Raw genomic sequence first — 24,763 nt, forward strand, 5'->3', positions numbered from 1 at the left:
TACTTACAATGCTATTTAATATTTGATGTATTGTAAAGAAATTTAACAAATCAGTTATTTCTAATGTTTAGTAGAGAGGATTTAAATCATGCAGAATACAAAAAAATTATCTTTATTCAGTTTTTTTGCCATGACGGCTTCGTTATTTATCACGGTCTATGAGTACCCAACGTTTGCTGAATCGGGGAAGACACTTATTTTCTTTTTATTAGTATGTGGTCTATTCTGGTTTTTACCAGTTGCCTTATGTGCAGCAGAAATTGGTACTGTAGAGGCGTTTGATGGAGGGGGGATTTTTGGATGGGTAGGTAAAACGTTAGGAGAAAAATTTGGTTTTGCTGCCATTTTCTTCCAGTGGTTTCAAATCACAGTGGGATTTGTCACAATGAGTTATTTTATCATTGGTGCGTTATCATATGCGTTAAAATTTCCAGAGATGAATGACAATAAGCTCATTAAATTTTTAGTGGTAGTTTTAATTTTTTGGTTATTAACATTTTTACAATTTAAAGGGACAAAAACCACATCTCAAATTGCGAAAGCAGGTTTTGTGATAGGCATTATTATTCCTGTAACTGTCTTATTAATTTTTACTATTAAATATGTTGCTACAGGTCATGCTGTAACACATTCATTTTCAGATAAATCATTTTTCCCGAATAAGCAAACCTTCTCATCATTGGTGACTTTTATTTTAGCCTATGTTGGGGTGGAAGCTTCAGCATCCCATATTAAATCACTGGATAATCCACAAAAGAATTATCCGTTAATGATGGTTTACTTAGTTATTACAGGAATCGTATTAAGTACTATTGGTGGCACGACTGTTTCAATGGTCGTACCAGCAAAACATCTGTCGTTAAATAGTGGGGTGATTCAAGCATTTGAAATATTGATTTTGAAAGGTAATCCTCATCTATCATGGTTAGTCGAAATCCTTGCGATTATGTTGGCATTTGGTGTGCTAGCTCAAGTTAGTTCATGGATTGTCAGTCCAACAGAAGGCTTGCGTTATGTTGCCGATCAAGGATTGCTCCCTAAAAGCTGTCAAAAAATTAATAAAAATGGAGTGCCAACTTCTTTACTAATCATACAAGGTGTTATCGTGACCATTTGGGCTGCCGTTTTAACTTTTGGTGGAGGAGGAAATGCTGTGTCATTTTTAACCGCCATTTCATTAACCGTTGTGATTTATTTATGTGGCTATTTATTATTTTTTATTGGGTATTTCGTTTTAATTTTTAAGAAATCAAATCAAGCATTAAAAAGAGCTTACGAAGTACCAGGAGGAAGAAAAGTAAAAGCGTTGTTAGCAAGTTTGGGTATGGGGATGTCTTTATTAGCATTAGTTTCTTCCTTTATTGCGCCAAGTGAATTAAAAGAAAATGAAGCGAAAACCTACTTAATAACATTAGCTTTTAGTTCTGTTATAACCGTATTGTTACCATTTGTGTTTTATCACATATATGGGAAAAAACATTCGATTAATTTAAACAATGAAGAAAGAAAGTGATTAACGTGCAAATGATTAAACAGGAATTTAAACAGTTATTTCATAATAAAATACTACTAATTTCTGTGATAGCTATCTGTTTTATTCCGATATTATATTCGAGTGTATTTGATAAATCTGTTTGGGATCCATATAACCGTTCGAGTCATTTGCCTGTAGCCGTGGTAAATGAAGATCAACCAGTTGAGATGTTAGGCCAAAAAGTTGATGTTGGGAAGAGTGTCATTGATGAATTAAAACATAACAAACAACTTAAATGGGAATTTGTTGATGAAAAGCAAGCAATGGATGGCATGAAGGACTTGAAATATTACATGATTGTCACGATTCCAAAAGATTTTTCAAAAAATGCGACGAGTCTTTTAAATCCTTCTCCTAATCAAATGGAAATTCAGTACACAACAAATGGTTCGCTAAATTATATTGGATTGGATATGGCTCAAATTGGAGCCAAAGAGTTGGAAGCGAAAGTGCGAGAAAGTGTCACCGCAGCTTATGTTAAAACAGCGTTAGCACTTGGTCAAAAGGGTAAACAAGATTTAATAAAATTAACCAATGGCTCAAAAGAACTTGCAACAGGCAGTAAAAAACTCGATAACGGTTTGGGTGAATATACGAATGGTGTGTCTACTGCAGCTGATGGCTCAAACACATTAGCAAACGGTGTAAACGAGTTAGCATCTAATGTTTCTCCGTTAAAACAAGGGGTAACGGAATTACAAAATGGTGCGACACAATTATCCAATGGACTCAATGAAGTCAATGACAAACTTCAACCACTTTCAGGGAAATTAAATGAAGTTGGAAGTGGTGTGACAGATTTATTAAATGGCACAAAAGAGTTAGAAGCCAGTTTAAGAAATGTGGAAAGTAGTTTATCAGGATCTTCAGCTAGCCTGTTAAAACAAGATATTGAAAAGATTAACCACCAAGTTGAATCAGTTTTAAATGATTCAAAAGAGTTGAGTGGAGTTTCTAGTGTGTCGACTGCTTTGTCAACTGATCTAGTGGGATTAAGTAATCAATTATCAGGGTTTAGCCAAGTGATTGGAAAAATCAACCAGACAGTCTCTCGGGACACACAACAATTTGAACAAGTGTTAGAAGGCATTATTCAACAAAATAGCCGACTAAGTGATGACATTAAACAAGAATTAATCGCACAACTATCACAGCAAGTTACTAGCTTCTCAACACAATTAGTGACAGATATTAAAAGTTCTTCAGCTGACATTGATAATATTGTTGATCAAGTTCAAACAGGGCTAAATGATGCAAGTCAGCAAGCAAAATCATTATCACAACAAGCAACGATGATGAGCCAATTAGCCAAAGGATTGTCAGAGAACACTGGAGGAATGAAAGAATCCATTTCAAATATAAAAGCAGGGACCACCGATTTGTTGGAAAGCCTTGGTAACAATGTCAACTTAGCCAACACACAAAATGTGTTACATGAATTAGAAACAGGATTATCCCAAGTAGATAACCTAGTGAATGAAGCGCCTGTTGCGTTAAATGGCATGAATCGTTTGTCTGTTGGAAGTGATGCCTTAACAAATGGACTAAATACTATGTCAAGTAAAATGCCAGAGCTAATATCAGGTGTTACACGTTTAGATGGTGGAGCCAATGAATTAAGTCAAGGACTCACAAAATTAACCGATAACACACCGAAATTAATGAGTGGAGCCAATCAACTAACAGTAGGTGCAACAACAATGGCAAGTGCTTTAACACAAGCAGATAAATTAGTTAGTCGTTTGAAATTTAATAATAAAAACGTCAAAATGTTCGCAGCACCAACAGGGTTACAAAATATTGAATACAGTAAAGTAAAAAATTATGGACAAGCTTTAGCACCATACATTATGTCACTTGCGTTATTTGTTGGCTGTATTGTATTCAACTTTATCTTCCCAATCAGACGTGTTTCAATGGAAGGGCAATCCAGTCGTGATTGGTGGTTAAGTAAAGTTGCAATGGGATTTGTCGTATCAACGATTATGGCAATTATCGAAGCGACTATCATGTTGTTATTAAAATTACCCGTCGATCAAGTTGGAAAACTTTATCTAGTGGGAATTGTGACTGCGTGGAGTTATATGTTCTTGATTATGTTTTTAGCTATGACATTTGATAATCCAGGTCGATTTGTTGCGATGATTTTATTGGTGTTACAACTAGGAGGAGCTGGAGGAACATTCCCATTACCATTGCAAAACAGTTTCTTTAATGCCATTCACCCTTATTTACCAATGACCTATTCCATTTATGGATTTAGGGAAGCAATCTCAAGAGGGATTGGTGCACCAATGTTTAATAGAAGTATTATCACCTTATTATGTATTTTTATTTTCTTTGTTATTCTTTTAAGATTTTCAATGGATTACTTACAAAGAAAACACTTGGAAAATATATCTGCTTTAAATGATAATCAAAAACTACAAGCTTTAGAAAAATAATGTTTTTTAAATGAGATACTTATCCCATTTTATATAATTTAAAATTTTTAGGAGGTCTAGTTATGACTAGCGAAAAAAATCAATCAGTCGTACCAATCTTTGGATCAAATGCATCAGAAGAAGCAGTAATGTTAGATAAAATGAGAATGGACCCAATTAATCCATCTATTGCTTATCGTTTAATAAAAGACGAATTAATCAATGAAGGAAATGCTCGACAAAATTTGGCGACATTTTGTCAAACTTATATGGAACCAGAAGTGACTGCTATTATGGCAGAAACAATGGAAAAAAATGCTATTGATAAATCCGAGTATCCCCAAACGGCTGCTATGGAACAAAAATGCGTGAGAATGATTGCTGATTTATGGCATGCACCAAACCGAGATCGTGTGATGGGAACTTCAACTGTTGGCTCAAGTGAAGCTTGTATGCTCGGTGGGATGGCGATGAAATTTAGATGGCGAGATCGTGCTAAGAAAAATGGATTAGATATCAATGCAAAACGACCAAACTTAGTTATTTCATCAGCTTATCAAGTATGTTGGGAAAAATTCTGTGTATACTGGGATATTGAAATGCGTGAAGTCCCAGTTGATAGTGAGCATTTAAGTATCAACACAGATACTGTCATGGACTATGTTGATGAGTATACGATTGGGATTGTCGGTATTTTAGGTATTACTTATACTGGAAAATTTGACGACATTAAAAAATTAGATGAGCTGGTTGAAGAATACAATCAAACACACAATCAAGACTTAGTGATTCACGTGGATGGAGCAAGCGGTGGTTTATTTGTACCATTTATCGAACCAGATTTATTGTGGGATTTTAGATTGAAAAATGTGGTGTCTATCAATTCATCTGGCCATAAATACGGCTTAGTTTATCCTGGAGTTGGATGGGTGTTATGGAAAGACGAAGAGTATCTACCAAAAGAATTGGTTTTTGAAGTGAGTTATTTAGGTAGTGTTATGCCAACAATGGCGATTAATTTTTCTAGAAGTGCTAGCCAAATTATTGGGCAATATTATAATTTTTACCGCTTTGGGTTTAATGGATACAAAGAAATTCATGAGCGAACAAAAAAAGTAGCCATGTCTTTAGCTAAAACAGTTGAAGAAACTGGACTTTTTAAAATGTTTAATACAGGAGAAAATTTACCAATCGTTTGTTTCACGTTAAAAGAGGATGCTAATGTAGAATGGTCACTGTATGACTTGTCTGATCGTTTACAAATGAGAGGATGGCAAGTTCCATCTTATCCATTTCCTAAGGATATGCAAGGCACGATTGTTCAACGATTTGTGTGTCGTGCAGATATGGGTCAAAATATGGCAAACGCTTTTGCAAAGGATTTTAATGCGGCGATAAAAGAATTGAATCATGCAAGAATTTTATGTCACGAAGAACCAAAAAAAACAACAGTTAAACCAGAACACTAAAAAAGATATTGAATAAATTGTGAAAATGTATCTCATCATGTATCGAAAAAATAGAAAACATTATTCATAAATTAGATAAAATTAAAAAATATAATACTTGTATTGAATCAATTAAATAACTAATTATTATTAGACATTAGTTAAAATCAGGAGGAACAATTATGAAAAAAACTGCATTATTAAGTGTCACTGTCGGAGCAACATTATTATTACTTTTAGGTGGCTGTGGATCAAAAGAAGAAGTGAAAGGAACAGTTGAAGCTGGAACAGTTGCTTCTACAACAGAAACACTAAAAGACGGTGAAAAAGTTGATGTAGAAAGCGTGAGCCTTAAAGATGATGGCTCATTTAAAGAAATCATCAAGGGTGAAAATGATCCAAAAGTAAAATTAGAAGCAAAATATGATACTGACTGGCAAGATAAAAGCTGGGAAAATGTTGATTTTAAAATCGGTAAAGTAAAAATCGTTGAAGTAGATAAATACAAAGACAAAGAAAATAACGAATACAAAGGTTTAATGTCTATGGACTTTACATTAAAAAATGATGGAAAAGAAGATGTAAGCATTCACCCAAGTGATGCTGTCTTAGTCTTAAAAGATGGTACAGAAATCACAGGTAAACATTTTAGAGATTACTGGGAAGATATTTTTGCTAAAGATAAACAAAAAGACGGCCATGTTTATTTTACCTTTGATAAGTTAGAACAAGCTGACCAAGTCAAAGAAATCAAATTAACCTTCGATGGACACAAAAAAGGTGATGACAGCGAAAAAGTTGAACACACTTATGATGTGAAATTACCTCTAGAACTACAAAAATAAGGAATAGGACGTGTTAAAAATGACAGACTATGACAAAAAAGAAGAAAAAGTAATCAATCAAATCTCTAATATTTTAACAAATTTAGATGAAACATTAGCTAAAATTGACGATGAAATGGAAAAAGGTCATGAGAAATCAGTGAAATGCTGGTTTGAAGAAAAGAAAGCCATTCATGAAATTAAAAAGATTTTACACGAAATTGATAAATATGATAATTATAACGAAAAAGAATTAGACAATCTTGTTGATGAATGGGACTAAAAAATAAATGACAGTTTAGTCGACATTTCTTTTGAACATACCTTTTAACCAAGCGGAGTAATGAAAATTATTCCGCTTGATTTGTACCTTTTGCTTGGTCTGTTACTTTTTTTACTGTCATAAGGTATAGGAGCTATTGAAATATGGAAACAGATTTATTTATGTTATTAAATGCAAATAGTCGAAATATTTTATCTATTTTTTCAATCATATCAGAAAAAAATGAATGGTATAGCATGCATGAGATTAGTGAAAAATTGAATGTGGTGGAAAGAACTATTCAACGCTATGTGATTCAATTAAAAGATTGTATTGAACAGTTTAATAAAGATGAAAAAGAAGAGGACAGATTGTATTTAAGTTATGAAAAATATAGAGGTGTCTACCTAGAAACCCCTAAAGGTCAAGGATTGAATAGATTTAAGCAATTAGTCATAGAACAAGATGAAACCTTTATGATGTTAAAACAAATATTTTTTGAAGAGTTCCAATCAGTGACCAAGTATTCAATGGATCATTTTATCAGTGAGAGTAAGGTCAGAAAAGGACTTAAAAAAATACGCCATTATTTAAAAAGATATCATTTGTCTTTATCCAATATTAGTTTTAGGATAGTGGGAGAAGAAAAACAAATTCGATTGTTGACTTATTATTTAATATGGTATGGTGTTAAAGGAAATGTCTGGCCCTTTAAACAGGTTAGTCAATTAAAGGTTTATGAAGTAGTCGATAGTTTGAATCAAGCGTTAGAGATGCGTTTGACTCAAACACAAAGGAAACAACTTGCTTACATGTTAGCTATTAATTTGTTCAGATTAGGCAAAAATCACGTGGTTACATTTGAAGCTGAATGGAAAGACTATGTCAATATTAAGCAAATTTTAAATCAAGCCCCCTTTTTAGAACTTCTTTTTTTTAAAAGACAGCAAAAATTAACAGCTGAAATTTATTTTTATCTACTACTAATTCAACTTAGAATGAATATCTATCAATGTGATAATTTAACAAGACAAGTGTTGTCTTATCATAAAAAAAATAACTCGGATGTATTTGTTGTAACCGACTCACTAGTTAAAACATTCCATCAAGAACTATTGCCTATTCCCAAAAACTATTATGAGTCTTTTTTTCTAACAACATTTTGTACCCATTTATTTTGTAAATTATTTCATCACGTATCTTTGACAATGGATGGTCGTTATATGTTGGATGATACACAGGAAAAATACACAGTACTATATTCAGAGTTACATCGTTTAGTGGATAAGGTTTATAATCAAACTAATGATTCGATTTTTTTACAAAAGCGTTTTTTAGTTCAAAAATACATGCTATTATTTTCTATGATTAAACCATTGACCTATTTTGAGCCAACCATATGTATTTTATTAGAAAGTGATTTGCCATATTTAACGAAAGCGTTATTAGAAAGAGATATTGCATATCATTATTCTGGAAAATACCATATTGAATTTATGGATACATATGATGTTAAAGAAGCAGATGTTATATTGACAAATGTTTCAAATATTTTTGATTGTAATAGTTGTATGACTTCAACGATCCGATATTTTGATTTTCCATTAACTTTAAGAGATTACGAAGAATTGGATAAATTAGTTAAGAGCATATATCAATGTAAATACGCCATGATAGTTTAAATAAAACATCTTTTTAAATAATAAATGAAAAAAGTCTTGTTTTCATTAAAAAAATAAGTTGTGAAATAATTATTAATTTTTTTCTTGTTAAAATAGCATATTTAGGGTATTATTTTCTAAGTATGTTAGTAATTTAACAATTAAAAAAGGGGATTAGATTTATGAAAAGTAAACTATTCAAATCATTAACCATTAGTTTTGCCACTTTAATGATGCTATCTGGTTGTGGGGGACAAAAAACTGCAGAGAAGACATCTCAAAGTTCATCGACAGAAGCAAGTACATCAGATGTAACTTCTGGTGCGTCAGAACAAAAATATACTGACCCAAAAGAGTTAAAAGATGAGTACGATATTATTATTGTTGGTGCTGGTGGAGCAGGGATGTCAGCTGCTTTGCAAGCGAAAGAAGAAGGTAAAAATCCAGTTATTTTAGAAAAAATGCCAGTAGCTGGTGGGAACACAATGAAAGCTTCAAGTGGGATGAATGCTTCAGAAACAAAATATCAAAAAGAAGCTGGCATTAAAGATTCAAATGATAAATTCTATGAAGAAACACTTAAAGGTGGACACGGAACAAACGATAAAGAATTATTACGTTACTATGTTGATCATTCAGCAAGTGCTATTGATTGGTTAGACTCAATGGGAATTAAATTAAACAACTTGACTATCACTGGTGGGATGAGTGAAAAAAGAACTCATAGACCTGAAGATGGCTCAGCAGTTGGTGAATACTTAGTTCATGGATTATTAAATAATATTCATGAAAAAGACATTCCAATTTTTGTTAATGCTGATGTAACGGAGATTTTAGAAAATGATTCAACAGTTGATGGTGTTAAAGTAACGGTTGAAGGCAAAGAAAAGGAAGTGCATGGTAAAGCTGTTGTTGTGACAACTGGTGGATATGGAGCTAATCCAGAATTGCTAGAAAAAGAAAAACCTGAACTTAAAGGGTATGTCACAACAAACCAAGAAGGTAGTACCGGTGATGGTATTCGCATGATTGAAAAACTTGGCGGACAAACGGTTGATATGGATCAAATCCAAATTCATCCAACTGTTCAACAAGACAAAGGGGTATTAATTGGTGAAGCTGTTCGTGGTGAAGGTGGTATCTTAGTTAGTCAAGAAGGTAAACGATTCACAAATGAAATGGGCACACGTGATAATGTATCTGCTGCTATTACTGCTTTACCTGAAAAATCCGCTTACTTAATTTTTGATGCTGGAGTGAAAGAAAGAGTCAAAGCAATTAACTTTTATGAAAAACAAGGATTTGTAAAATCTGCTGATTCAATTGAAGCATTAGCTAAAGAAATTGATATGGATGGTAAAACACTTGGTACAACTGTGACTGATTGGAACAAAGCAGTTGAAGCGAAATCCGATACAGAATTTTCTCGTGAAACTGGTATGGATCATGCATTAAATAAAGGTCCATATTATGCGATTAAGATCGCACCAGGTATCCATTACACAATGGGTGGTGTAAAAATTAATGATAAAACAGAAGTGCTGAATAAAGACAATCAACCAATTACTGGATTGTATGCTGCAGGAGAAGTGACTGGTGGATTACATGGAAGTAATCGTATTGGTGGAAATTCAGTCGGTGATATCATTGTATTTGGTCGTCAAGCTGGAGAACAATCAGCGAAATTTGTTAAATAATTAGTATTTTAAGAGTCTCGATAATCGAGTCTCTTTTTTTAGTGATTAGTTTTTTTTACAACCGTTTTATATAAAAGAGACATAAAAAAGCGATTTTAATTTTGCTGTAATAATACACTAGTATACAATGATAGTAGTGTGTCATTTATAGGAGGAAACAAATGAAACGAATTGATCAGGTTTATGATTATGTTGTTAACCAAACAAAGAATCTTTCCCCTACCAATTTAGCTAGCGAATCTGGAGTTACAACAAAAGAAGTTGCTGAATTTTTAAAAATTCAGCGTAGTAATGCTAGTAAAGATCTAAATACATTAGTAAGAGAAGGAATTGTAGAAAAATTAGATGGTAGGCCAGTCAGATATGTTGTCAAATCGATTTTTCAACATGAACCCTTATCAAAGTATGTTCCAAGTTATCAAGAAGAAACTGATGCGACAAAACTTTCTAAATCTAATTTAATTTATTCCGACGATATTTTTAAACGAATTATTGGTATTAAGGGTAGTATGAAGAATGCTATTATGCAAGCAAAAGCGGCTATTTTATATCCACCAAATGGATTAAATTGTTTGATTACAGGTCCAACAGGATCTGGAAAAACCTACTTTGCTCATACTATGTTTCAATATGCTAAACAGCAACAGATAATAGATGAGAATAAAGAGTTAGTAGTATTTAATTGTGCAGACTATGCTAGTAATCCAGAATTATTAATGAGTCATTTATTTGGTCATATAAAGGGAGCTTTTACAGGAGCAGATGAAGAAAAAGATGGTTTGATGACTTTAGCAAATGATGGGTATTTATTTTTAGATGAAATTCATCGATTGCCACCAGAGGGACAAGAGATGATTTTTTATTTTATGGATAATGGAAAATATTCAAAATTAGGAGAGTCGACTAAAACAAGAGAAGCAAATGTCCGTATCATCTGTGCCACAACAGAAGATCCTAACTCAGCTCTGTTGAATACATTTGTTAGGCGGATTCCTATTACGATTAAACTTCCAAACTTTAAGGAAAGAAGTGCAAAAGAAAAAGTCGAATTAGTAAAAAATATGATGATTATTGAAGCACAACGTATTAATCGGCGAATTATTTTAACGGAAGACGTGATAAAAGCATTAATTGGAAGTGTGTCATATGGAAATGTAGGGCAATTGAAATCGAATGTTCAACTTGTCACGGCACAGTCATTTTTAAAACACATGGATCAACAGGATGTCACGATTACGATGGATGAGTTAAATGATGGGATAAAAGAAGGGCTCGTTCATTTGGCCAGCGATCGACATACAATGGCTGAGTTGACACAGTTATTAGAATCAAAAATGATAATTTCGCCTAATGAATCGTTTGAGACTTATGAAGGGGATAGTTATGAGCTACCCTACAATTTATATGAAATCATTGGTGACAAAGCAGCATTATTAAAAGAAGATGGGTTTAACCAAGAAGCCATCAATCATTTTATTACAACAGATATTAACGTTCACTTGAAATCATTTTACCGTAATCATGGCTTTAATTTTGATTCAGAAAATAAATTAGGAGAAATCATTGATAGTAAAGTTATTAAAACAACGCGTATGTTGTATCAATACGCTGTGGAACAAGTAGGTTACAAATTTGAACAAAACTTTTTATATGCAATCGGCCTTCACATTAGCTCTTTTTTAAATCGTTATAAAGAAGGTATCCAAATAGAAACTGGAAATGATGAAAATATCATTAAAATGATCGAAACATACCCGAAAGAACATCATGTGGCAAAAGTATTTAAGCAAATTATTGAAGAGGAACATCAAGTTATATTGCCTCAATCAGAAATCAATTATTTAACTGTTTTGTTGATTTCTTTAAATGAATCAGCGAAGGATGGGAGAATAGGGATTGTCGTTGCAGCTCATGGTAGAAGTACTGCTTCAAGTATGGTGGAAGTTGTCAGTCAGCTGTTAAAAGTAAATAATATTCGTGCCGTAGATATGCCTCTTGACATGTCTCCTACTGAAGCATTAGATAAAGTCATACATGAAGTAAGTGAAGTAGATGAAGGAAGCGGAGTATTGTTGCTAGTAGATATGGGATCTTTGACAACTTTTACAGAGGATATAAAAGAAAAAACTGCTATTAATGTTAAAATTATTGACATGGTGACAACAGCATTAGTTTTGGAAGCTGGTAGAAAAGCGAGTTTACTTGAAGGGGATTTAACAGATTTATATCAATCTCTAAGTTATTTTCACGGATACCATGCAAAGGATACATCTGAAGTAAGCGTTGAAAAGAACAAACCACAAGCAATATTGGCTATTTGTGCATCGGGGCAAGGGACAGCACAGCGAATGAAGGAATTAATCAATGATTACCTTACTTTATATATGGAAGAAGATATTGAGGTAATTACCATGTCAATAGTAGATTTAGAAACGACATTACCATTGGTACAGGAAAAATACCATTTATTAGCAAGCACAGGAATTAAGAATCCTAATCTATCCGTTCCGTTTATTACAATGGACCAACTATTTTCTAAAGAAGGCCCATCGTTTATTGGAAATATCGTATCGAATACATTTACATCTGACGAAGAATTTACGTTAACTGAAGATAAGGCTAAAAAAACATGTGTAGATTATATTAATGATTATTATACCTTTATCAATGCCACTAAATTAATTGATCCATTGTGGACAATTTGTCAGAAAGTTGATCGAGATATTTTATCAAATAAAAAAGAGTATTCTTTTTATATCTCTTTAACCATGCACTTATCTGGAATGGTTGAACGCATATTAAGGAATGATACGCTATCAGCAACTACCTCAGAATTAAATCAATTAGAGAACAAGAACTACATTGACTCACTAAAATCAAGCCTAAGTTTATTAGAACAATTGTTTCAGCTAGAAATACCAAATGATGAGTTAGTGTATGTTGTCAATATTATAGAGAATCAATTAAGCTTATAGTATATATACACTAAAGATACACTGTGCCGAGTGTATCTTTTTCTTATTTTATTAATTGGTTTAATAGTATTTTTGAAAGTTGGCATGAATTTTGCTTATATATTTATAGAATGTTTAAAATGAAGAAAAGGAGGCATCATATGGATATTCGATTAGTTCGTATTGATGACAGATTGATTCATGGACAGGTTGCTACAGTCTGGACAAAACATTCAAAAATAAATCGTATTCTTGTTGTTAGTGATGATGTGGCACAGGATGCCCTTAGAAAAACATTACTTATTCAAGCAGCGCCACCTAATATTATTGTTAATGTGATTCCAGTGAAAAAAATGATAGGAATCTATCATGATCCACGATTTAATGATTCTATTCAAGCAATGCTATTATTTACGAATCCTTCAGACGTTAAAAAAGTGGTAGAAGCTGGTGTGAAAATTGAAACACTCAATGTTGGTGGAATGAGTTATCAAACTGGTAAACATATGATAACAAACGCTGTGGCAATAGATGACAAAGATGAGGAAGCTTTTGTTTTTTTAAGTAATCAAGGAATAACTATTGATGTCAGAAAAGTTGTTTCGGATATTCCTGTTGATTTGATTCATTTATTAAAAAAGAATCAATTAAAAACTGACAAAAAGAAAATGATATAAAATAGGAGGTCACAAATATGGTTGGAATTATTTTAGCAAGTCATGGTGAGTTTGCTAAAGGAATCTTGCAATCTGGTTCAATGATTTTTGGTGAACAAGAAAATGTTAAAGCCGTTACATTGATGCCTAGTGAAGGTCCAGATGATGTTAAAAGAAAAATTATCGAAGCAATTGACACATTTGATCAGCAAGAGGAAGTCCTTTTTTTAGTTGATTTATGGGGAGGTACACCATTTAATCAAGCAAATACACTATTTGAAGAACATAAGGACCATTGGGCAATTGTCAGTGGATTAAACTTACCAATGTTAATTGAAGCATATGCGATGAGATTATCAGAAACAAGCGCTCATAAAATCGCGTCTCAAATTGTAACAACAGGAAAAGATGGGATTAAAGTTCGTCCAGAAGCTCTTGAACCAGAAGAAGAGAAAAATGAAGTTGCTCAACCAGAAGCACAAATGGGTTCTATCCCGCCAGGAACAGTCATTGGTGATGGAAAAATCAAATTTGTGTTGGCACGTATTGATTCACGATTATTACATGGTCAGGTGGCAACAGCTTGGACAAAAGCAACCAATCCAACACGTATCATTGTGGTATCGGATTCAGTTGCAAAAGATGATCTACGTAAGAAATTAATCGAACAAGCAGCACCACCAGGAGTAAAAGCAAATGTTATTCCCGTGAAAAAAATGATAGAAATTGCAAAAGATCCACGTTTTGGTGGAACGCGTGCGTTACTGTTGTTTGAAAATCCGGCAGATGTTGTTCGCGTTATTGATGGTGGCGTGAAGATTGACGAAGTAAATGTTGGATCACTTGCCCACTCTGTTGGAAAAGTGGTAGTAAATAAAGTCCTTTCTATGGGACAAGAAGACGTTAAAGCTTTTGAGCAATTAAAAGCTGATGGTGTGAAGTTTGACGTACGTAAAGTACCAAATGATTCACGAGCTAACATGGATGAGTTGGTTAAAAAAGCAAAAACTGATTTAGGAAAATAAACCATTTATAGGAGGGATATCATGTCTGTTATATCAGTCATTTTAGTTATTATTGTTGCCTTTTTCGCAGGTATGGAAGGTATTTTAGATGAGTTTCAATTTCATCAACCATTGATTGCATGTACATTAATTGGATTAGTTACAGGTCACTTGGAAGCAGGAATTCTTTTAGGGGGGTCACTTCAAATGATCGCTCTAGGTTGGGCAAATATTGGAGCAGCAGTGGCACCAGATGCAGCACTTGCTTCAGTAGCATCTGCTATTATTTTAGTTAAAGCATTAGGAGCTCAATCAATTTCTGTTAAAGATGCAGTGTCATCATCAATCGCAGTGGCTATTCCACTAGCAGTCGCTGGATTATTCTTAACAATGATTGTACGAACATTAGCTGTACCAATCGTTCATATGATGGATAAAGCAGCCGAAGAAGGAAATATGGGTAAAATTGAACGTCTACACATTATGGCTGTATGTATGCAAGGAATTCGTATTGCCATTCCAGCAGCAGCACTGTTATTTATTCCAGCTGAAACTGTACAACACTTTTTAGAATCAATGCCAGCTTGGTTAACTGAAGGTATGGCAATTGGTGGTGGAATGGTTGTAGCGGTAGGTTACGCTATGGTTATTAACATGATGGCAACAAAAGAAGTATGGCCATTCTTTGCAATGGGATTTGTTATTGCCGCAGTTTCTGATATTACATTAATGGGCTTAGGTGCATTAGGTGTGGCCTTTGCATTAATCTACATTAACTTGTCTAAAATGGGTGGTTCATCAAATTCTGGTGGTGGAAGCAATACTGGTGATCCACTAGGCGATATTTTAAACGATTACTAATTTAGGAGGAAAGAAAAAATGGTAGAAAAGATAGAATTATCGAAAAAAGATCGTATGACCGTTGCGTGGCGTTCAACATTTATTCAAGGTTCTTGGAACTATGAACGTATGCAAAATGGTGGTTGGGCATTCTCAATGATTCCAGCAATCAAAAAATTATACAAAACAAAAGAAGAACAATCAGATGCATTAAAACGTCACTTAGAATTCTTTAACACACATCCATATATTGCTTCTCCTATTTTAGGTGTAACATTGGCGTTAGAAGAAGAACGAGCTAATGGATCTGAAATTGATGATGTAGCAATTCAAGGGGTTAAAGTTGGGATGATGGGACCATTAGCTGGTGTTGGAGACCCAGTTTTCTGGTTTACATTACGTCCAATGCTTGGAGCTCTTGGTGCATCTCTTGCACTAGGTGGTAGCATTCTTGGTCCAATTATTTTCTTCGTGGCTTGGAACTTAATTCGTTGGGGATTTATGTGGTATACACAAGAATTTGGTTACCGTGCTGGATCAAAAATTACAGATGACTTATCGGGTGGTTTATTGCAAGATGTTACAAAAGGTGCTTCTATTTTAGGGATGTTTGTTCTGGCAGCATTGGTTGAAAGATGGGTGTCCATTGATTTCAAACCAATTGTGTCAAAAGTGCCTCTTGATAAAGGAGCCTATGTTGACTGGGCAAATCTTCCAAATGGTATGGCTGGTGTGAAACAAGCGTTTGAAGAAGTTGCTTCTGGTCGTGCGTTAAGTGATGTTAAAGTGACAACATTACAAAATAACTTGGATCAACTAATCCCAGGTTTAGCACCGTTATTATTAACATTCTTCTGTATGTGGCTACTTAAGAAAAAAGTAAGCCCAATTGTTATCATCATCGGTTTGTTCGTTGTTGGTATCTTAGGTCATGTGATTGGCTTACTGTAAAAAAATAAGTTTTAAGAGGTCTTATATAGGCCTCTTTTTTTAAATAGCAGCTATTTTTTGATATAGTGTTAAAAGAAAAGTAAAGGAAGTGACTTGATGGTTCAGTCTCTTAATACAAAAATTGATCTAGTAATAGATGCAACAGCGTTTACTGGTTTGACAGATTATGGGGAAATTATGATAGGTGATAAAGGATTTGAATTTTATCATGGGCGTGATCCAAGAAAATTTATTCAAATACCTTGGGAAGAAGTTGATTATGTTATTGCTTCTGTCATGTTTAAAGGGAAATGGATTCCAAGATATGCTATTCAGACTAAAAAAAATGGAACCTATACTTTTTCTTCTAAAAAACCCAAAGTGGTCTTACGTGCTATAAGAGAGTATGTTAATCCAGAAAGAATGGTTCAATCGCTTGGATTTTTAGATGTTGTTAAACGGGGGATTAGAGCGAAATTTGGTAAGAATAAATAATAAACCTTTCGGCAAAATGAATGTAAACTCATTTTGCCGAAAGGTTTATTATTTATGAAATGAAAAGCTGTGCCAAATGGTTATTTAAAAGTCTTTCAATATAGTAAAATAAATCTCTTATAAATTAAATTTGAAATATTATTGATTTTACCATCAAAAACATATATTATATTCATTTTTTTATTATATTTTTTCTAATTTAATTTTAAAAAAAGGGGGGAGCACTAGGTGAAAAATAAAATGAAGTATTTATCAATGTTTGTAACAGTTTTAACGTAAGCGGCTTGTGAAAGCGATGTAGTAAAAACTAAAGATAGCACAAGTGGGAAAGAGGAATTAGCAGATGAACCTACAGCGGCTTTTGATATAACGATTTAAGCACAAATTATTGAATTAATGAAAGATATTCAACAAGAAATTAAAGCCTCTATTGTTTTTAGTGCACATGATTTGGGTGTTGTAGTAAATGGCGTTGATAGAGTAGCTGTAATGTATGGTGGTAGAATTGTTGAAATTGGAGCATCTGATGAGATTTTTTACAATCTTCAATATCCTTTGAAAGTACGAGATATTATAGCAGAAGACATTGATATTCATAAGTTAGCCAAAAATGTAGGTGAACGAAATAAACGAATAGATGAATTATTAAAACTTGTTGGTCTTGACCCAAGTCATGGGACACGTTATCCACATGAATTTTCAGGAGGTCAACGTCAACGTATTGGGATCGCACGAACTCTTGCGATTGACCCTAAATTTATTATTTGTGATGAACTAGTTTCTGCTTTGGATGTTTCTATTCAAGCACAGGTTGTCAATTTATTACAAGAGTTGCAAGAAAAACAACAACTGACTTATTTGTTTATTGCCCATGATTTATCAATGGTTAAATATATCAGCAATTGTATAGGGGTGATGTATTATGGAAAATTGGTAGAAATTGGAAGTGCAGAGGAGATTTATAAGTATGGATTACATCCTTACACAGAAAGCTTATTATCCGCCATTCCATTACCTGACCCTGAGTATGAACGTCATAGAGTAAGGACTACTTACAAACCTGAAAAAACAACTGCTACAGATTTATCATTAAGAGAAATTAGTGACTTGAAAATTTAGATAGGACAATAGAATTTGGTATTTAAAAGGATACTATGTCATTATTTGTTATTTATATTTAGAAAATAATTGAAAAAGCATTAGAAAACAATAAACTGATGATAGAAATGTAAGTGAACAACGTATAATAAATTTATTAAATTGGGCAAAAGTTTTATGTTTTAGTTATCAGTTTTTTAATCGATTGTCTTTACGGTATATACAGAAATAATTTTTCTAGAGATATTAAAAAGCCGTCAGCGGAAACGGATGGCTTTTTTTATTTATAGATTAACAATTGTTTGCGGTCTTTCACCATTTAATATGGCCAAACATGAATCAAGTGCACCTCACACTAAATTTGTGACAGCTGTTTCAGTGTAAAAAGCAATATGGGGAGTATAAATAATATCATCTCGTTGTATTAATTCTTCTAACACCGGGTCATTAATCGATTTATTATTAAAATCTTTTGTCACAAAAGGCATTTCATTTTCGTAAGTATCAAGTGCACAAGATGCTAATTGATTTGAGTCCAGAGCCTTAATTAAATCGTTTGTGTTAACAATTGCACTGCGAGAAGCGTTAATTAAAATAGAACCAGGCTTCATTTTTGCAAAGGTTTCTTCATTAAATAAATGATAATTTTCTTCTGTTAGAGGCATATGAATAGAAATGACATCACATGATGCTAAAAACGTATTAAAATTATCTTCATATGTTAAAATAGCTTCCAATGATTTATTTTTATAAAGATCATAACCAATCAACGTTGCACCAAAGCCTTCGAGCATCTCAGCCGTCAACTGACCAATACGACCAGTCCCTAATATTCCAATCGTTAATTCTCTGACTTCTTTAGACAAGATTGATTTATCCCAACTAAAATTATGATTTGTCACTCGTTTAATAATTAATTTTGTATGTCTTAAACAATTTAGAGCGCTTCCAACTACAAACTCAGCGACAGAGTTTGGGGAGTAAGCAGGTACATTCGTAATTAAAATATTATTTTCTTTTGCAACATCTAAGTTATACATATCAATACCGGCTGACCGTTGAGCAATTTGTCTAAAGCCATCTTTGCTCAGTTGGGTATAAATATCATTTGAAATCCCCATTGTTTGTTGGAGACTTAAACCATCAAACCCTTTTAACAAGTGATAAGTTTCTTCATTAAGTACCTCATTAGTTAAACCAACTTCAACATTATTTTCTTTAGCCCATTTATCAGCAAACTGTTTTTCATCTTCCCTAGCGCCTATCATCATAATCTTTTTCATTTTTTCCTCCTTGTATCTTTATAAGTACAGTATAAGATGAAGAGGATTATTGTTCTAATTAGTATAATTGATAGGCCTATAGATTTAGTTAATCATTTATTATTTTTTGACTGGTAAGGAATTCTAAGCATAATGCCGATGCAGGGCTAAGTGGCGTGTTCTTCTTATGAATCACGACAATATCAAATGGTTTAATTTTATCTTTAATAGGTACCCAAGTTAGTGGATAATCGTCATAAAAATCTTTTAACTGAATGGGTAACAGAGCTAACGTATTATTTTTCATAATATTATTGACTAATACTTCATGATTATTACTCATAATATCAATTTTTGGTATAAAGCCAACATCTCGTGTCATACCTTGAAGCACATGTCATAACACATAGTCTTTGCTCATAGATGAGAAGGTATCGTCTTTTAAATCTTTTAAATTGAGAGGTTTTTTTGATGCTAACGGATGATCATCCATCATTAAAATTGACGCATCATATTTCATAGTATGAAAAATATTTCGTTCAATTTCTAAATTTTCTTCTTTAATAGGAAATGACATAATGCCTATTTCTAATTCACCTTTACTAAAAACAGTGGATAAATTCATACTAAAATAAAAAATAGTTTTTATTTTGGTATGTATCGATTCTATTCTTGTTCATTTTATCAATTAATATAAAACATGTTAAATGAAATTTTTTTATTCATAATGTTACTTTTATTTATAAAAACATGTTTTTTAAACTAAAAATTACATATGCATATGAATTTTTAGAGAAATTTAAATAACAAAATATGCTATCTTTATGAATTTTCATTTAAAGATGATTAATTATCATTTTTTACGTATTGTTAGGTAAAGTTTGATATGGCGGGTTTTTTAAAAAAACGATATAGTATGAACATAGCCAAGAAATGAAATGCACCAAAAATTTAATAACAAGATAATAGGGGGTAGGAGCTATGAAAAAAATAGGATATGTTTATGCTTCTAGTGAGGAAAATTATGTGAGAGAACAAATCGATGGGTTAAATAGTTTAAATATTGAAACTGTATCCATTGAAAAAGAAACGAATGAGGAAATTTCACAAAGTGACACAGTATTGACTGATATCGTGGCTAGTTTAGAATCAGGCGATCAATTGGTTGTATATGAATTAAGATGTTTAGGGAAATCAGTTATTCAATTAGCAGAATTTTTAGGTCAATTAAAAGAAAAAGGCATTGGATTAGTAGTAGTTAAAAAAGGTGAAGCATACAGTGACATTGATGATGCAGCATACTTAGAAATGGTTTTAAAAATTGCTGAAATGGAAAAAATGATTATTAGAGAACGAACTACTAAAGGCTTACAAGAAGCACGTCGTAAGGGTCGTGTAGGCGGACGTCCAAAAATCTCTCAAGAAACAATCGACCAAATTAGATTTTTATATAACAACAATAGATATACATTAAGACAAATTGCAGAGGAATGTAACATTTCTTTGGGAACAGCTTATAAATACGTACAAGAAAGATAAAACAAAAAGACTAGTAAATGACATTTAAAACATTTACTAGTCTTTCTTTGTTTATTTTAATTGAGAGAAGTCATTGAAGTATTGTTTGTAGGATAAGTAACTGGCAATCATGGTTGAAAATCCAGTAGTCGCAATTAGCATAAACATCACAACGATTTGATATCTAATGGCAGTTGTTGGATCAATACCAGCAAACATAAGACCAGACATCATACCAGGTAAACTGACTAAACCAACCGTTTTTGCACGATCGACACTTGGTGACATCGCAGATTTAATGCTTTCTCTTACGATAGGTAAAGTGGACTGTTTTTTTGTTGCTCCTAATGCAAGTTTTTCTTGTACTTGTTGACGTTGATCTTCAAATTTAGTTGACATTGTACGATAGCCAACCCCAACGGCAGTCATCGCATTACTGGCAATCATTCCGGTTATTGGAACAATTTGTGAAGGTGTCCATTTTAAAGTTCCAGATATAAATAGAACAAACAGTGATAAAATTGTACCAAAACCAATTGAAATCAGAGAAATTTGAAAGGCTTTATCTAAATAGTTTGCACGTTTTCCGGCATGATGTGCAGCATTTAAAATAATAAAAGCAACCATGACTAAGGTTAAAATCATATTATCCAGTTGGAAAACAAACCCTAAAACATATCCAATGATGAATAATTGAACCACTGTTCGAATGGCAGAAACGAAAATATCTTTTCCTAATCCTAGTTTTTCTTTGTAATCAATAATTAAAGCTATCACAATTAACAAGCTTGCTAATAATAGCGATGTATTTGAAATATTTAAATCAGTCATATTATTTTTCCCCCAATTTTCCGTCAATAATGGTAATTTGACGTGTCCCTAAGCTAAATTCATTACTATCATGTGTCACCCAAAGAATCGTTTTTCCTTTTAACTCATTTAAAATAAATTGTTGGATAATATTTTTATTTTCGTCATCTAAAGCACTAGTGACTTCATCTAATAACAATACATCTGGTTCAAAAATGAGATTTCTAACAAACGCAACACGTTGTTTTTCTCCACCAGATAAATCTATAATCTTTTTATTTAAGTAAGATTCATTAAGTTTGAATGTCTCTAACAGTTTTGTTACTCTAGATTTGTCGAATTCTTGATGTCGAATATCAAATGGAAATATCAGATTATCCATAACAGTCTCACCAAATAGAGTAGGTTGTTGGAAAAAATAAGAGACTTCTTTCCTATAATCAGTAATATTTTCTTTGTCAATTTCTCTATTTTTATAAAGTAATTTTCCAGAGGTAGGTGTAATCATTGATGCTAGCACTTTTAGTAAGGTGCTCTTACCACTTCCAGATGGACCGCTAATAGTGATGAAATCTCCTGAGTTGATTGATAAGTTAATGTCGTTTAGAATCGTTTGATTTTGTGGTTTAAAAAAAACGTTTTCTAAATTAAATAATGAATGCATAAGTAATCTCCTTTTTTCTATTAATATATCTATAGTATATCATTATAATAATTATTATTTAATGTTAATGCTTAACTGATAATTATTTTATTTAGTCGTGATTCATTTACTTTATATTGAAATCATGTGGTTTATAGAGTAGGATATCAAAGAAGGAATAAAAAACGAGCGGGGGATATTAATGACGGCAGCAGAAAGTAGACCGATTGTCATAGGTGTGACTGGTGGGTCTGGAAGTGGTAAAACCAGTGTAAGTCGCGCGATATTAAAAGCATTACCAAATCACTCAATTTTATTGTTTGAACAAGATTCTTATTATAAAGATCAAAGTCATCTATCATTTGAAGAAAGATTAAACACAAATTATGATCATCCATTTGCATTTGATACTGATTTATTGATTGAGCATTTACAAGATTTAATGGGATATAAAGCGATTGAGAAACCTGTCTATGATTATGAAGCACATACGCGAAGTAAAGAGGTCATTTATCAAGAACCAAAAGAGGTTATCATATTAGAAGGTATTTTAATATTAGAAGACGAACGGTTAAGAGATTTGATGGATATTAAAGTTTATGTAGACACTGAGGATGATATAAGAATTATCCGCCGTATTAAAAGAGATATGCATGATCGAGGACGTTCTTTGGATTCTGTCATTGGTCAATATTTAAGCGTAGTTAAACCAATGCATCAACAATTTATCGAGCCGACAAAAAAATATGCGGATATTATCATTCCTGAAGGTGGGGAAAACCAAGTTGCAATAGACTTGTTAACAACTAAAGTAAGAAGTATACTTGAGAAATAATAAATGAGGAGGAATTATAAATGACAACATTTCCACAATTAGATTTAGAAAATGCTAAAGTAACAGCAACAATTAAAACAAATCGAGGTGACATTAAAGTTGCTTTATTCCCAGAACAAGCCCCTAAAACAGTTAAGAACTTTATTGAATTAAGTAAAAAAGGATATTATAATGGTGTAATTTTCCATCGTGTTATTCCTGATTTCATGGTTCAAGGAGGAGATCCAACTGGAACAGGTATGGGTGGAGAAAGTATTTATGGTGAAAAATTTGAAGATGAGTTCTCTAAAGAGGTATTCAATTTAAGAGGTGCTTTATCTATGGCCAATGCTGGACCAAATACAAATGGTAGCCAATTCTTTATTGTTCAAAATAAAAATGTTCCATCTAACATGCTATCTCAATTAGAAGGTGCTGGATTCCCAGAAGAAATTATTGAAGCATATCATAGTGGTGGAACACCATGGTTAGACTTTAGACATACAGTCTTTGGTCATGTCATTGAAGGTATGGATGTTGTGGATGAAATTGCTAGTGTCAGTCGTGATTCACAAGATAGACCAATGCATGATGTAACAATCGATGAGGTTTTAATAGAAGAATAAGATATTTTGTCACTTGCCTAGTTGGGTAAGTGGCTTTTTCTTTTTATATTGTAAAGAGTAGTGAATAGTCTAAGATGTTTATGTTAAAATGATGATTATAAGAAAATTTATTTTAGGAGAATTAAGGACATGACATTAAAAATTGGAGACATATTGATAGGTGAAATAACAGGGATTCAGCCTTATGGAGCATTTGTGTCTCTTGGAGATAATCAACAAGGTTTGATTCACGTATCAGAAGTGAAGCATGGATTTATTAAAAATATAGAAGAAGAATTGACAGTTAATCAAAAAGTGAAAGTTCAAATTATTGATATTGATGAGTACACAAAGAAAATTAGTTTATCGATAAGAGTATTTCAAGATGCACCACCTGTTTTATATAAAAAGAAAAAATATTTTACAAATAGATATAAGAATATAGGTTTTGAAAGCATTGATAAGAATTTATCACATTGGGTTGATGAGTTTTTAGATGATATTACGGAAAATAACTGATATATTTCTGAAAATATGTTATAATTGCATTTGTCGATTTATTATAACTATTAAATAAGAGGTGTGTAATATTGGAACAGTCTAGAGTAGCTGGGACAGTCATTCTTAATCAACAAGATGGTCATAAAAAATTTTTAGTGCAAAAAGATCAAGAAACAGTTAGTTTTATTCAAACAACTATTGATACCAATTATACAAGTTTAGCTTGCATATTAGATAAGTTGACTCAATCAGTTGGCTTGAATTCTGATGCTATGGACTTAGTCGAATTGACTAATATCAATATTGAAGATGAAAAATTACCACTTTTTGTATTTAGTTTAGATGAAGAGAATATTGAAACCAGGGCATTGAATTCAGAGTTTTTGTGGGAAGAGCCTTCTACTTTGCGTATGGTATTACAACATTTTAATGTAAGTGGTGTGCCTTTTTTAAATTAGTTGTTGACAAAAGTATTTACAGGATGTAATATATAGAAGTTGTCACAATAACGTTATTTAATAAAAAATATTTTTTAAAAATAATGTTGACAAAAAACAAACAACTTGTTATGATATAAAAGTTGTTACGGCAACAAAGTTTAGACCTTTGAAAACTGAACAAAGTAAGACGAACCAAATGTGTAGGGCGTTTCTATTATGTAGAAACAAACCATATTTAGTGAATACAATTCGCTAGCAAGTTTTAAAACAAATGAGCTAAACATCGCAAGATGTTATCAACTTTTTATTGAGAGTTTGATCCTGGCTCAGGACGAACGCTGGCG

The 24,763-nt window shown here is 32.6% G+C and carries 23 protein-coding genes and 1 pseudogene; 19 read left to right on the plus strand and 5 right to left on the minus strand.

Going from position 1 to position 24,763, the window contains the following annotated elements:
* Window positions 1–88 precede the first annotated feature (88 nt).
* From MN581_RS05870 to MN581_RS05935, 14 genes and pseudogenes are all read left to right on the plus strand, one after another.
* The gene (locus MN581_RS05870) at window positions 89–1,513 is read left to right on the plus strand and encodes an amino acid permease (RefSeq protein ID WP_241699378.1); all 1,425 of its coding nucleotides are present in this window, start codon (window positions 89–91) and stop codon (window positions 1,511–1,513) included.
* On the plus strand, window positions 1,510–3,978 hold the full coding sequence (locus MN581_RS05875; protein ID WP_241699379.1) for a YhgE/Pip domain-containing protein: 2,469 nt from the start codon (window positions 1,510–1,512) through the stop codon (window positions 3,976–3,978). Before MN581_RS05870 ends, MN581_RS05875 begins: the two co-directional genes overlap by 4 nt.
* Window positions 3,979–4,040: 62 nt before the next feature.
* Window positions 4,041–5,426: a glutamate decarboxylase gene (locus tag MN581_RS05880; protein ID WP_117972738.1), complete on the plus strand. Its 1,386-nt coding sequence runs from the start codon at window positions 4,041–4,043 to the stop codon at window positions 5,424–5,426.
* 161 nt (window positions 5,427–5,587) lie between these two features.
* Entirely contained in the window at window positions 5,588–6,250 is a 663-nt protein-coding gene (locus MN581_RS05885; RefSeq protein ID WP_241699380.1) for a hypothetical protein, read from the plus strand.
* 19 nt (window positions 6,251–6,269) lie between these two features.
* Window positions 6,270–6,512: a hypothetical protein gene (locus MN581_RS05890; protein WP_117972740.1), complete on the plus strand. Its 243-nt coding sequence runs from the start codon at window positions 6,270–6,272 to the stop codon at window positions 6,510–6,512.
* A 143-nt stretch (window positions 6,513–6,655) separates the two neighbouring features.
* A complete protein-coding gene (locus MN581_RS05895; protein WP_241699381.1) occupies window positions 6,656–8,173 on the plus strand; it encodes a helix-turn-helix domain-containing protein in 1,518 nt (505 codons plus the stop codon).
* Window positions 8,174–8,334: 161 nt separating this feature from the next.
* Entirely contained in the window at window positions 8,335–9,849 is a 1,515-nt protein-coding gene (locus tag MN581_RS05900) for a flavocytochrome c (protein WP_241699382.1), read from the plus strand.
* Window positions 9,850–10,010: 161 nt separating this feature from the next.
* A complete protein-coding gene (locus tag MN581_RS05905; RefSeq protein ID WP_117972743.1) occupies window positions 10,011–12,824 on the plus strand; it encodes a sigma-54-dependent transcriptional regulator in 2,814 nt (937 codons plus the stop codon).
* Between the two features lie 140 nt (window positions 12,825–12,964).
* Window positions 12,965–13,480, plus strand: coding sequence for a mannose/fructose/sorbose PTS transporter subunit IIB (locus MN581_RS05910; protein WP_117972744.1), 516 nt, complete (start codon window positions 12,965–12,967; stop codon window positions 13,478–13,480).
* Between the two features lie 17 nt (window positions 13,481–13,497).
* A complete protein-coding gene (locus tag MN581_RS05915; RefSeq protein ID WP_117972745.1) occupies window positions 13,498–14,484 on the plus strand; it encodes a mannose/fructose/sorbose PTS transporter subunit IIA in 987 nt (328 codons plus the stop codon).
* Window positions 14,485–14,505: 21 nt separating this feature from the next.
* A complete protein-coding gene (locus MN581_RS05920) occupies window positions 14,506–15,324 on the plus strand; it encodes a PTS mannose/fructose/sorbose transporter subunit IIC (protein ID WP_117972746.1) in 819 nt (272 codons plus the stop codon).
* Window positions 15,325–15,342: 18 nt separating this feature from the next.
* Window positions 15,343–16,254: a PTS system mannose/fructose/sorbose family transporter subunit IID gene (locus tag MN581_RS05925; RefSeq protein WP_117972747.1), complete on the plus strand. Its 912-nt coding sequence runs from the start codon at window positions 15,343–15,345 to the stop codon at window positions 16,252–16,254.
* A 96-nt stretch (window positions 16,255–16,350) separates the two neighbouring features.
* The gene (locus tag MN581_RS05930) at window positions 16,351–16,728 is read left to right on the plus strand and encodes a DUF956 family protein (protein WP_117972748.1); all 378 of its coding nucleotides are present in this window, start codon (window positions 16,351–16,353) and stop codon (window positions 16,726–16,728) included.
* A gap of 555 nt (window positions 16,729–17,283) precedes the next feature.
* Window positions 17,284–17,790, plus strand: a pseudogene (locus MN581_RS05935) (ABC transporter ATP-binding protein); the annotation flags it as partial.
* 386 nt (window positions 17,791–18,176) lie between these two features.
* Here MN581_RS05935 and MN581_RS05940 read toward each other — a convergent pair.
* The 3 genes from MN581_RS05940 to MN581_RS05950 all read right to left on the minus strand — a co-directional run bounded on the left by MN581_RS05940 (window position 18,177) and on the right by MN581_RS05950 (window position 19,665).
* A complete protein-coding gene (locus MN581_RS05940) occupies window positions 18,177–19,109 on the minus strand; it encodes a D-2-hydroxyacid dehydrogenase (RefSeq protein WP_241699383.1) in 933 nt (310 codons plus the stop codon).
* Between the two features lie 88 nt (window positions 19,110–19,197).
* Window positions 19,198–19,470 carry a hypothetical protein gene (locus tag MN581_RS05945; RefSeq protein ID WP_241699384.1) on the minus strand — a complete coding sequence of 91 codons (273 nt, stop codon included), beginning with the start codon at window positions 19,468–19,470 and terminating at the stop codon, window positions 19,198–19,200.
* A 15-nt stretch (window positions 19,471–19,485) separates the two neighbouring features.
* Entirely contained in the window at window positions 19,486–19,665 is a 180-nt protein-coding gene (locus tag MN581_RS05950; protein WP_241699385.1) for a hypothetical protein, read from the minus strand.
* 404 nt (window positions 19,666–20,069) lie between these two features.
* On the opposite strand from MN581_RS05950, the gene MN581_RS05955 reads away from it, so the two are divergent.
* The gene (locus MN581_RS05955) at window positions 20,070–20,627 is read left to right on the plus strand and encodes a recombinase family protein (RefSeq protein ID WP_117972750.1); all 558 of its coding nucleotides are present in this window, start codon (window positions 20,070–20,072) and stop codon (window positions 20,625–20,627) included.
* 51 nt (window positions 20,628–20,678) lie between these two features.
* On the opposite strand, the gene fetB is transcribed toward MN581_RS05955, so the two are convergent.
* Both fetB and MN581_RS05965 read right to left on the minus strand, forming a co-directional pair.
* A complete protein-coding gene (gene fetB / locus MN581_RS05960) occupies window positions 20,679–21,437 on the minus strand; it encodes an iron export ABC transporter permease subunit FetB (protein ID WP_241699386.1) in 759 nt (252 codons plus the stop codon).
* Between the two features lies 1 nt (window position 21,438).
* Complete coding sequence (locus MN581_RS05965; RefSeq protein WP_241699387.1) at window positions 21,439–22,080, minus strand: ATP-binding cassette domain-containing protein; 642 nt, start codon at window positions 22,078–22,080, stop codon at window positions 21,439–21,441.
* 181 nt (window positions 22,081–22,261) lie between these two features.
* Here MN581_RS05965 and udk point away from each other — a divergent pair, with 181 nt between their 5' ends.
* From udk to MN581_RS05985, 4 genes are all read left to right on the plus strand, one after another.
* Entirely contained in the window at window positions 22,262–22,894 is a 633-nt protein-coding gene (gene udk, locus MN581_RS05970; protein ID WP_241699388.1) for a uridine kinase, read from the plus strand.
* 20 nt (window positions 22,895–22,914) lie between these two features.
* Window positions 22,915–23,499, plus strand: coding sequence for a peptidylprolyl isomerase (locus tag MN581_RS05975; protein WP_241699389.1), 585 nt, complete (start codon window positions 22,915–22,917; stop codon window positions 23,497–23,499).
* Between the two features lie 129 nt (window positions 23,500–23,628).
* Entirely contained in the window at window positions 23,629–23,997 is a 369-nt protein-coding gene (locus MN581_RS05980) for a CvfD/Ygs/GSP13 family RNA-binding post-transcriptional regulator (RefSeq protein ID WP_241699390.1), read from the plus strand.
* A gap of 71 nt (window positions 23,998–24,068) precedes the next feature.
* Window positions 24,069–24,437: a hypothetical protein gene (locus MN581_RS05985; protein WP_241699391.1), complete on the plus strand. Its 369-nt coding sequence runs from the start codon at window positions 24,069–24,071 to the stop codon at window positions 24,435–24,437.
* Window positions 24,438–24,763: the final 326 nt, after the last annotated feature.

It is taken from the genome of Vagococcus sp. CY53-2, assembly GCF_022604695.1.
GTDB lineage: Bacteria > Bacillota > Bacilli > Lactobacillales > Vagococcaceae > Vagococcus.

Coding starts and splice junctions, on each gene's coding strand:
- MN581_RS05975 (WP_241699389.1), top strand. CDS start 22,915: ATGACAACATTTCCACAATTAGATTTAGAAAATGCTAAAGTAACAGCA.
- MN581_RS05900 (WP_241699382.1), top strand. CDS start 8,335: ATGAAAAGTAAACTATTCAAATCATTAACCATTAGTTTTGCCACTTTA.
- MN581_RS05950 (WP_241699385.1), bottom strand. CDS start 19,665: ATGTCATTTCCTATTAAAGAAGAAAATTTAGAAATTGAACGAAATATT.
- udk (WP_241699388.1), top strand. CDS start 22,262: ATGACGGCAGCAGAAAGTAGACCGATTGTCATAGGTGTGACTGGTGGG.
- MN581_RS05905 (WP_117972743.1), top strand. CDS start 10,011: ATGAAACGAATTGATCAGGTTTATGATTATGTTGTTAACCAAACAAAG.
- MN581_RS05880 (WP_117972738.1), top strand. CDS start 4,041: ATGACTAGCGAAAAAAATCAATCAGTCGTACCAATCTTTGGATCAAAT.
- MN581_RS05885 (WP_241699380.1), top strand. CDS start 5,588: ATGAAAAAAACTGCATTATTAAGTGTCACTGTCGGAGCAACATTATTA.
- MN581_RS05910 (WP_117972744.1), top strand. CDS start 12,965: ATGGATATTCGATTAGTTCGTATTGATGACAGATTGATTCATGGACAG.
- MN581_RS05890 (WP_117972740.1), top strand. CDS start 6,270: ATGACAGACTATGACAAAAAAGAAGAAAAAGTAATCAATCAAATCTCT.
- MN581_RS05945 (WP_241699384.1), bottom strand. CDS start 19,470: ATGACACGAGATGTTGGCTTTATACCAAAAATTGATATTATGAGTAAT.
- MN581_RS05940 (WP_241699383.1), bottom strand. CDS start 19,109: ATGAAAAAGATTATGATGATAGGCGCTAGGGAAGATGAAAAACAGTTT.
- MN581_RS05920 (WP_117972746.1), top strand. CDS start 14,506: ATGTCTGTTATATCAGTCATTTTAGTTATTATTGTTGCCTTTTTCGCA.
- MN581_RS05895 (WP_241699381.1), top strand. CDS start 6,656: ATGGAAACAGATTTATTTATGTTATTAAATGCAAATAGTCGAAATATT.
- fetB (WP_241699386.1), bottom strand. CDS start 21,437: ATGACTGATTTAAATATTTCAAATACATCGCTATTATTAGCAAGCTTG.
- MN581_RS05965 (WP_241699387.1), bottom strand. CDS start 22,080: ATGCATTCATTATTTAATTTAGAAAACGTTTTTTTTAAACCACAAAAT.
- MN581_RS05930 (WP_117972748.1), top strand. CDS start 16,351: ATGGTTCAGTCTCTTAATACAAAAATTGATCTAGTAATAGATGCAACA.
- MN581_RS05955 (WP_117972750.1), top strand. CDS start 20,070: ATGAAAAAAATAGGATATGTTTATGCTTCTAGTGAGGAAAATTATGTG.
- MN581_RS05915 (WP_117972745.1), top strand. CDS start 13,498: ATGGTTGGAATTATTTTAGCAAGTCATGGTGAGTTTGCTAAAGGAATC.
- MN581_RS05980 (WP_241699390.1), top strand. CDS start 23,629: ATGACATTAAAAATTGGAGACATATTGATAGGTGAAATAACAGGGATT.
- MN581_RS05870 (WP_241699378.1), top strand. CDS start 89: ATGCAGAATACAAAAAAATTATCTTTATTCAGTTTTTTTGCCATGACG.
- MN581_RS05925 (WP_117972747.1), top strand. CDS start 15,343: ATGGTAGAAAAGATAGAATTATCGAAAAAAGATCGTATGACCGTTGCG.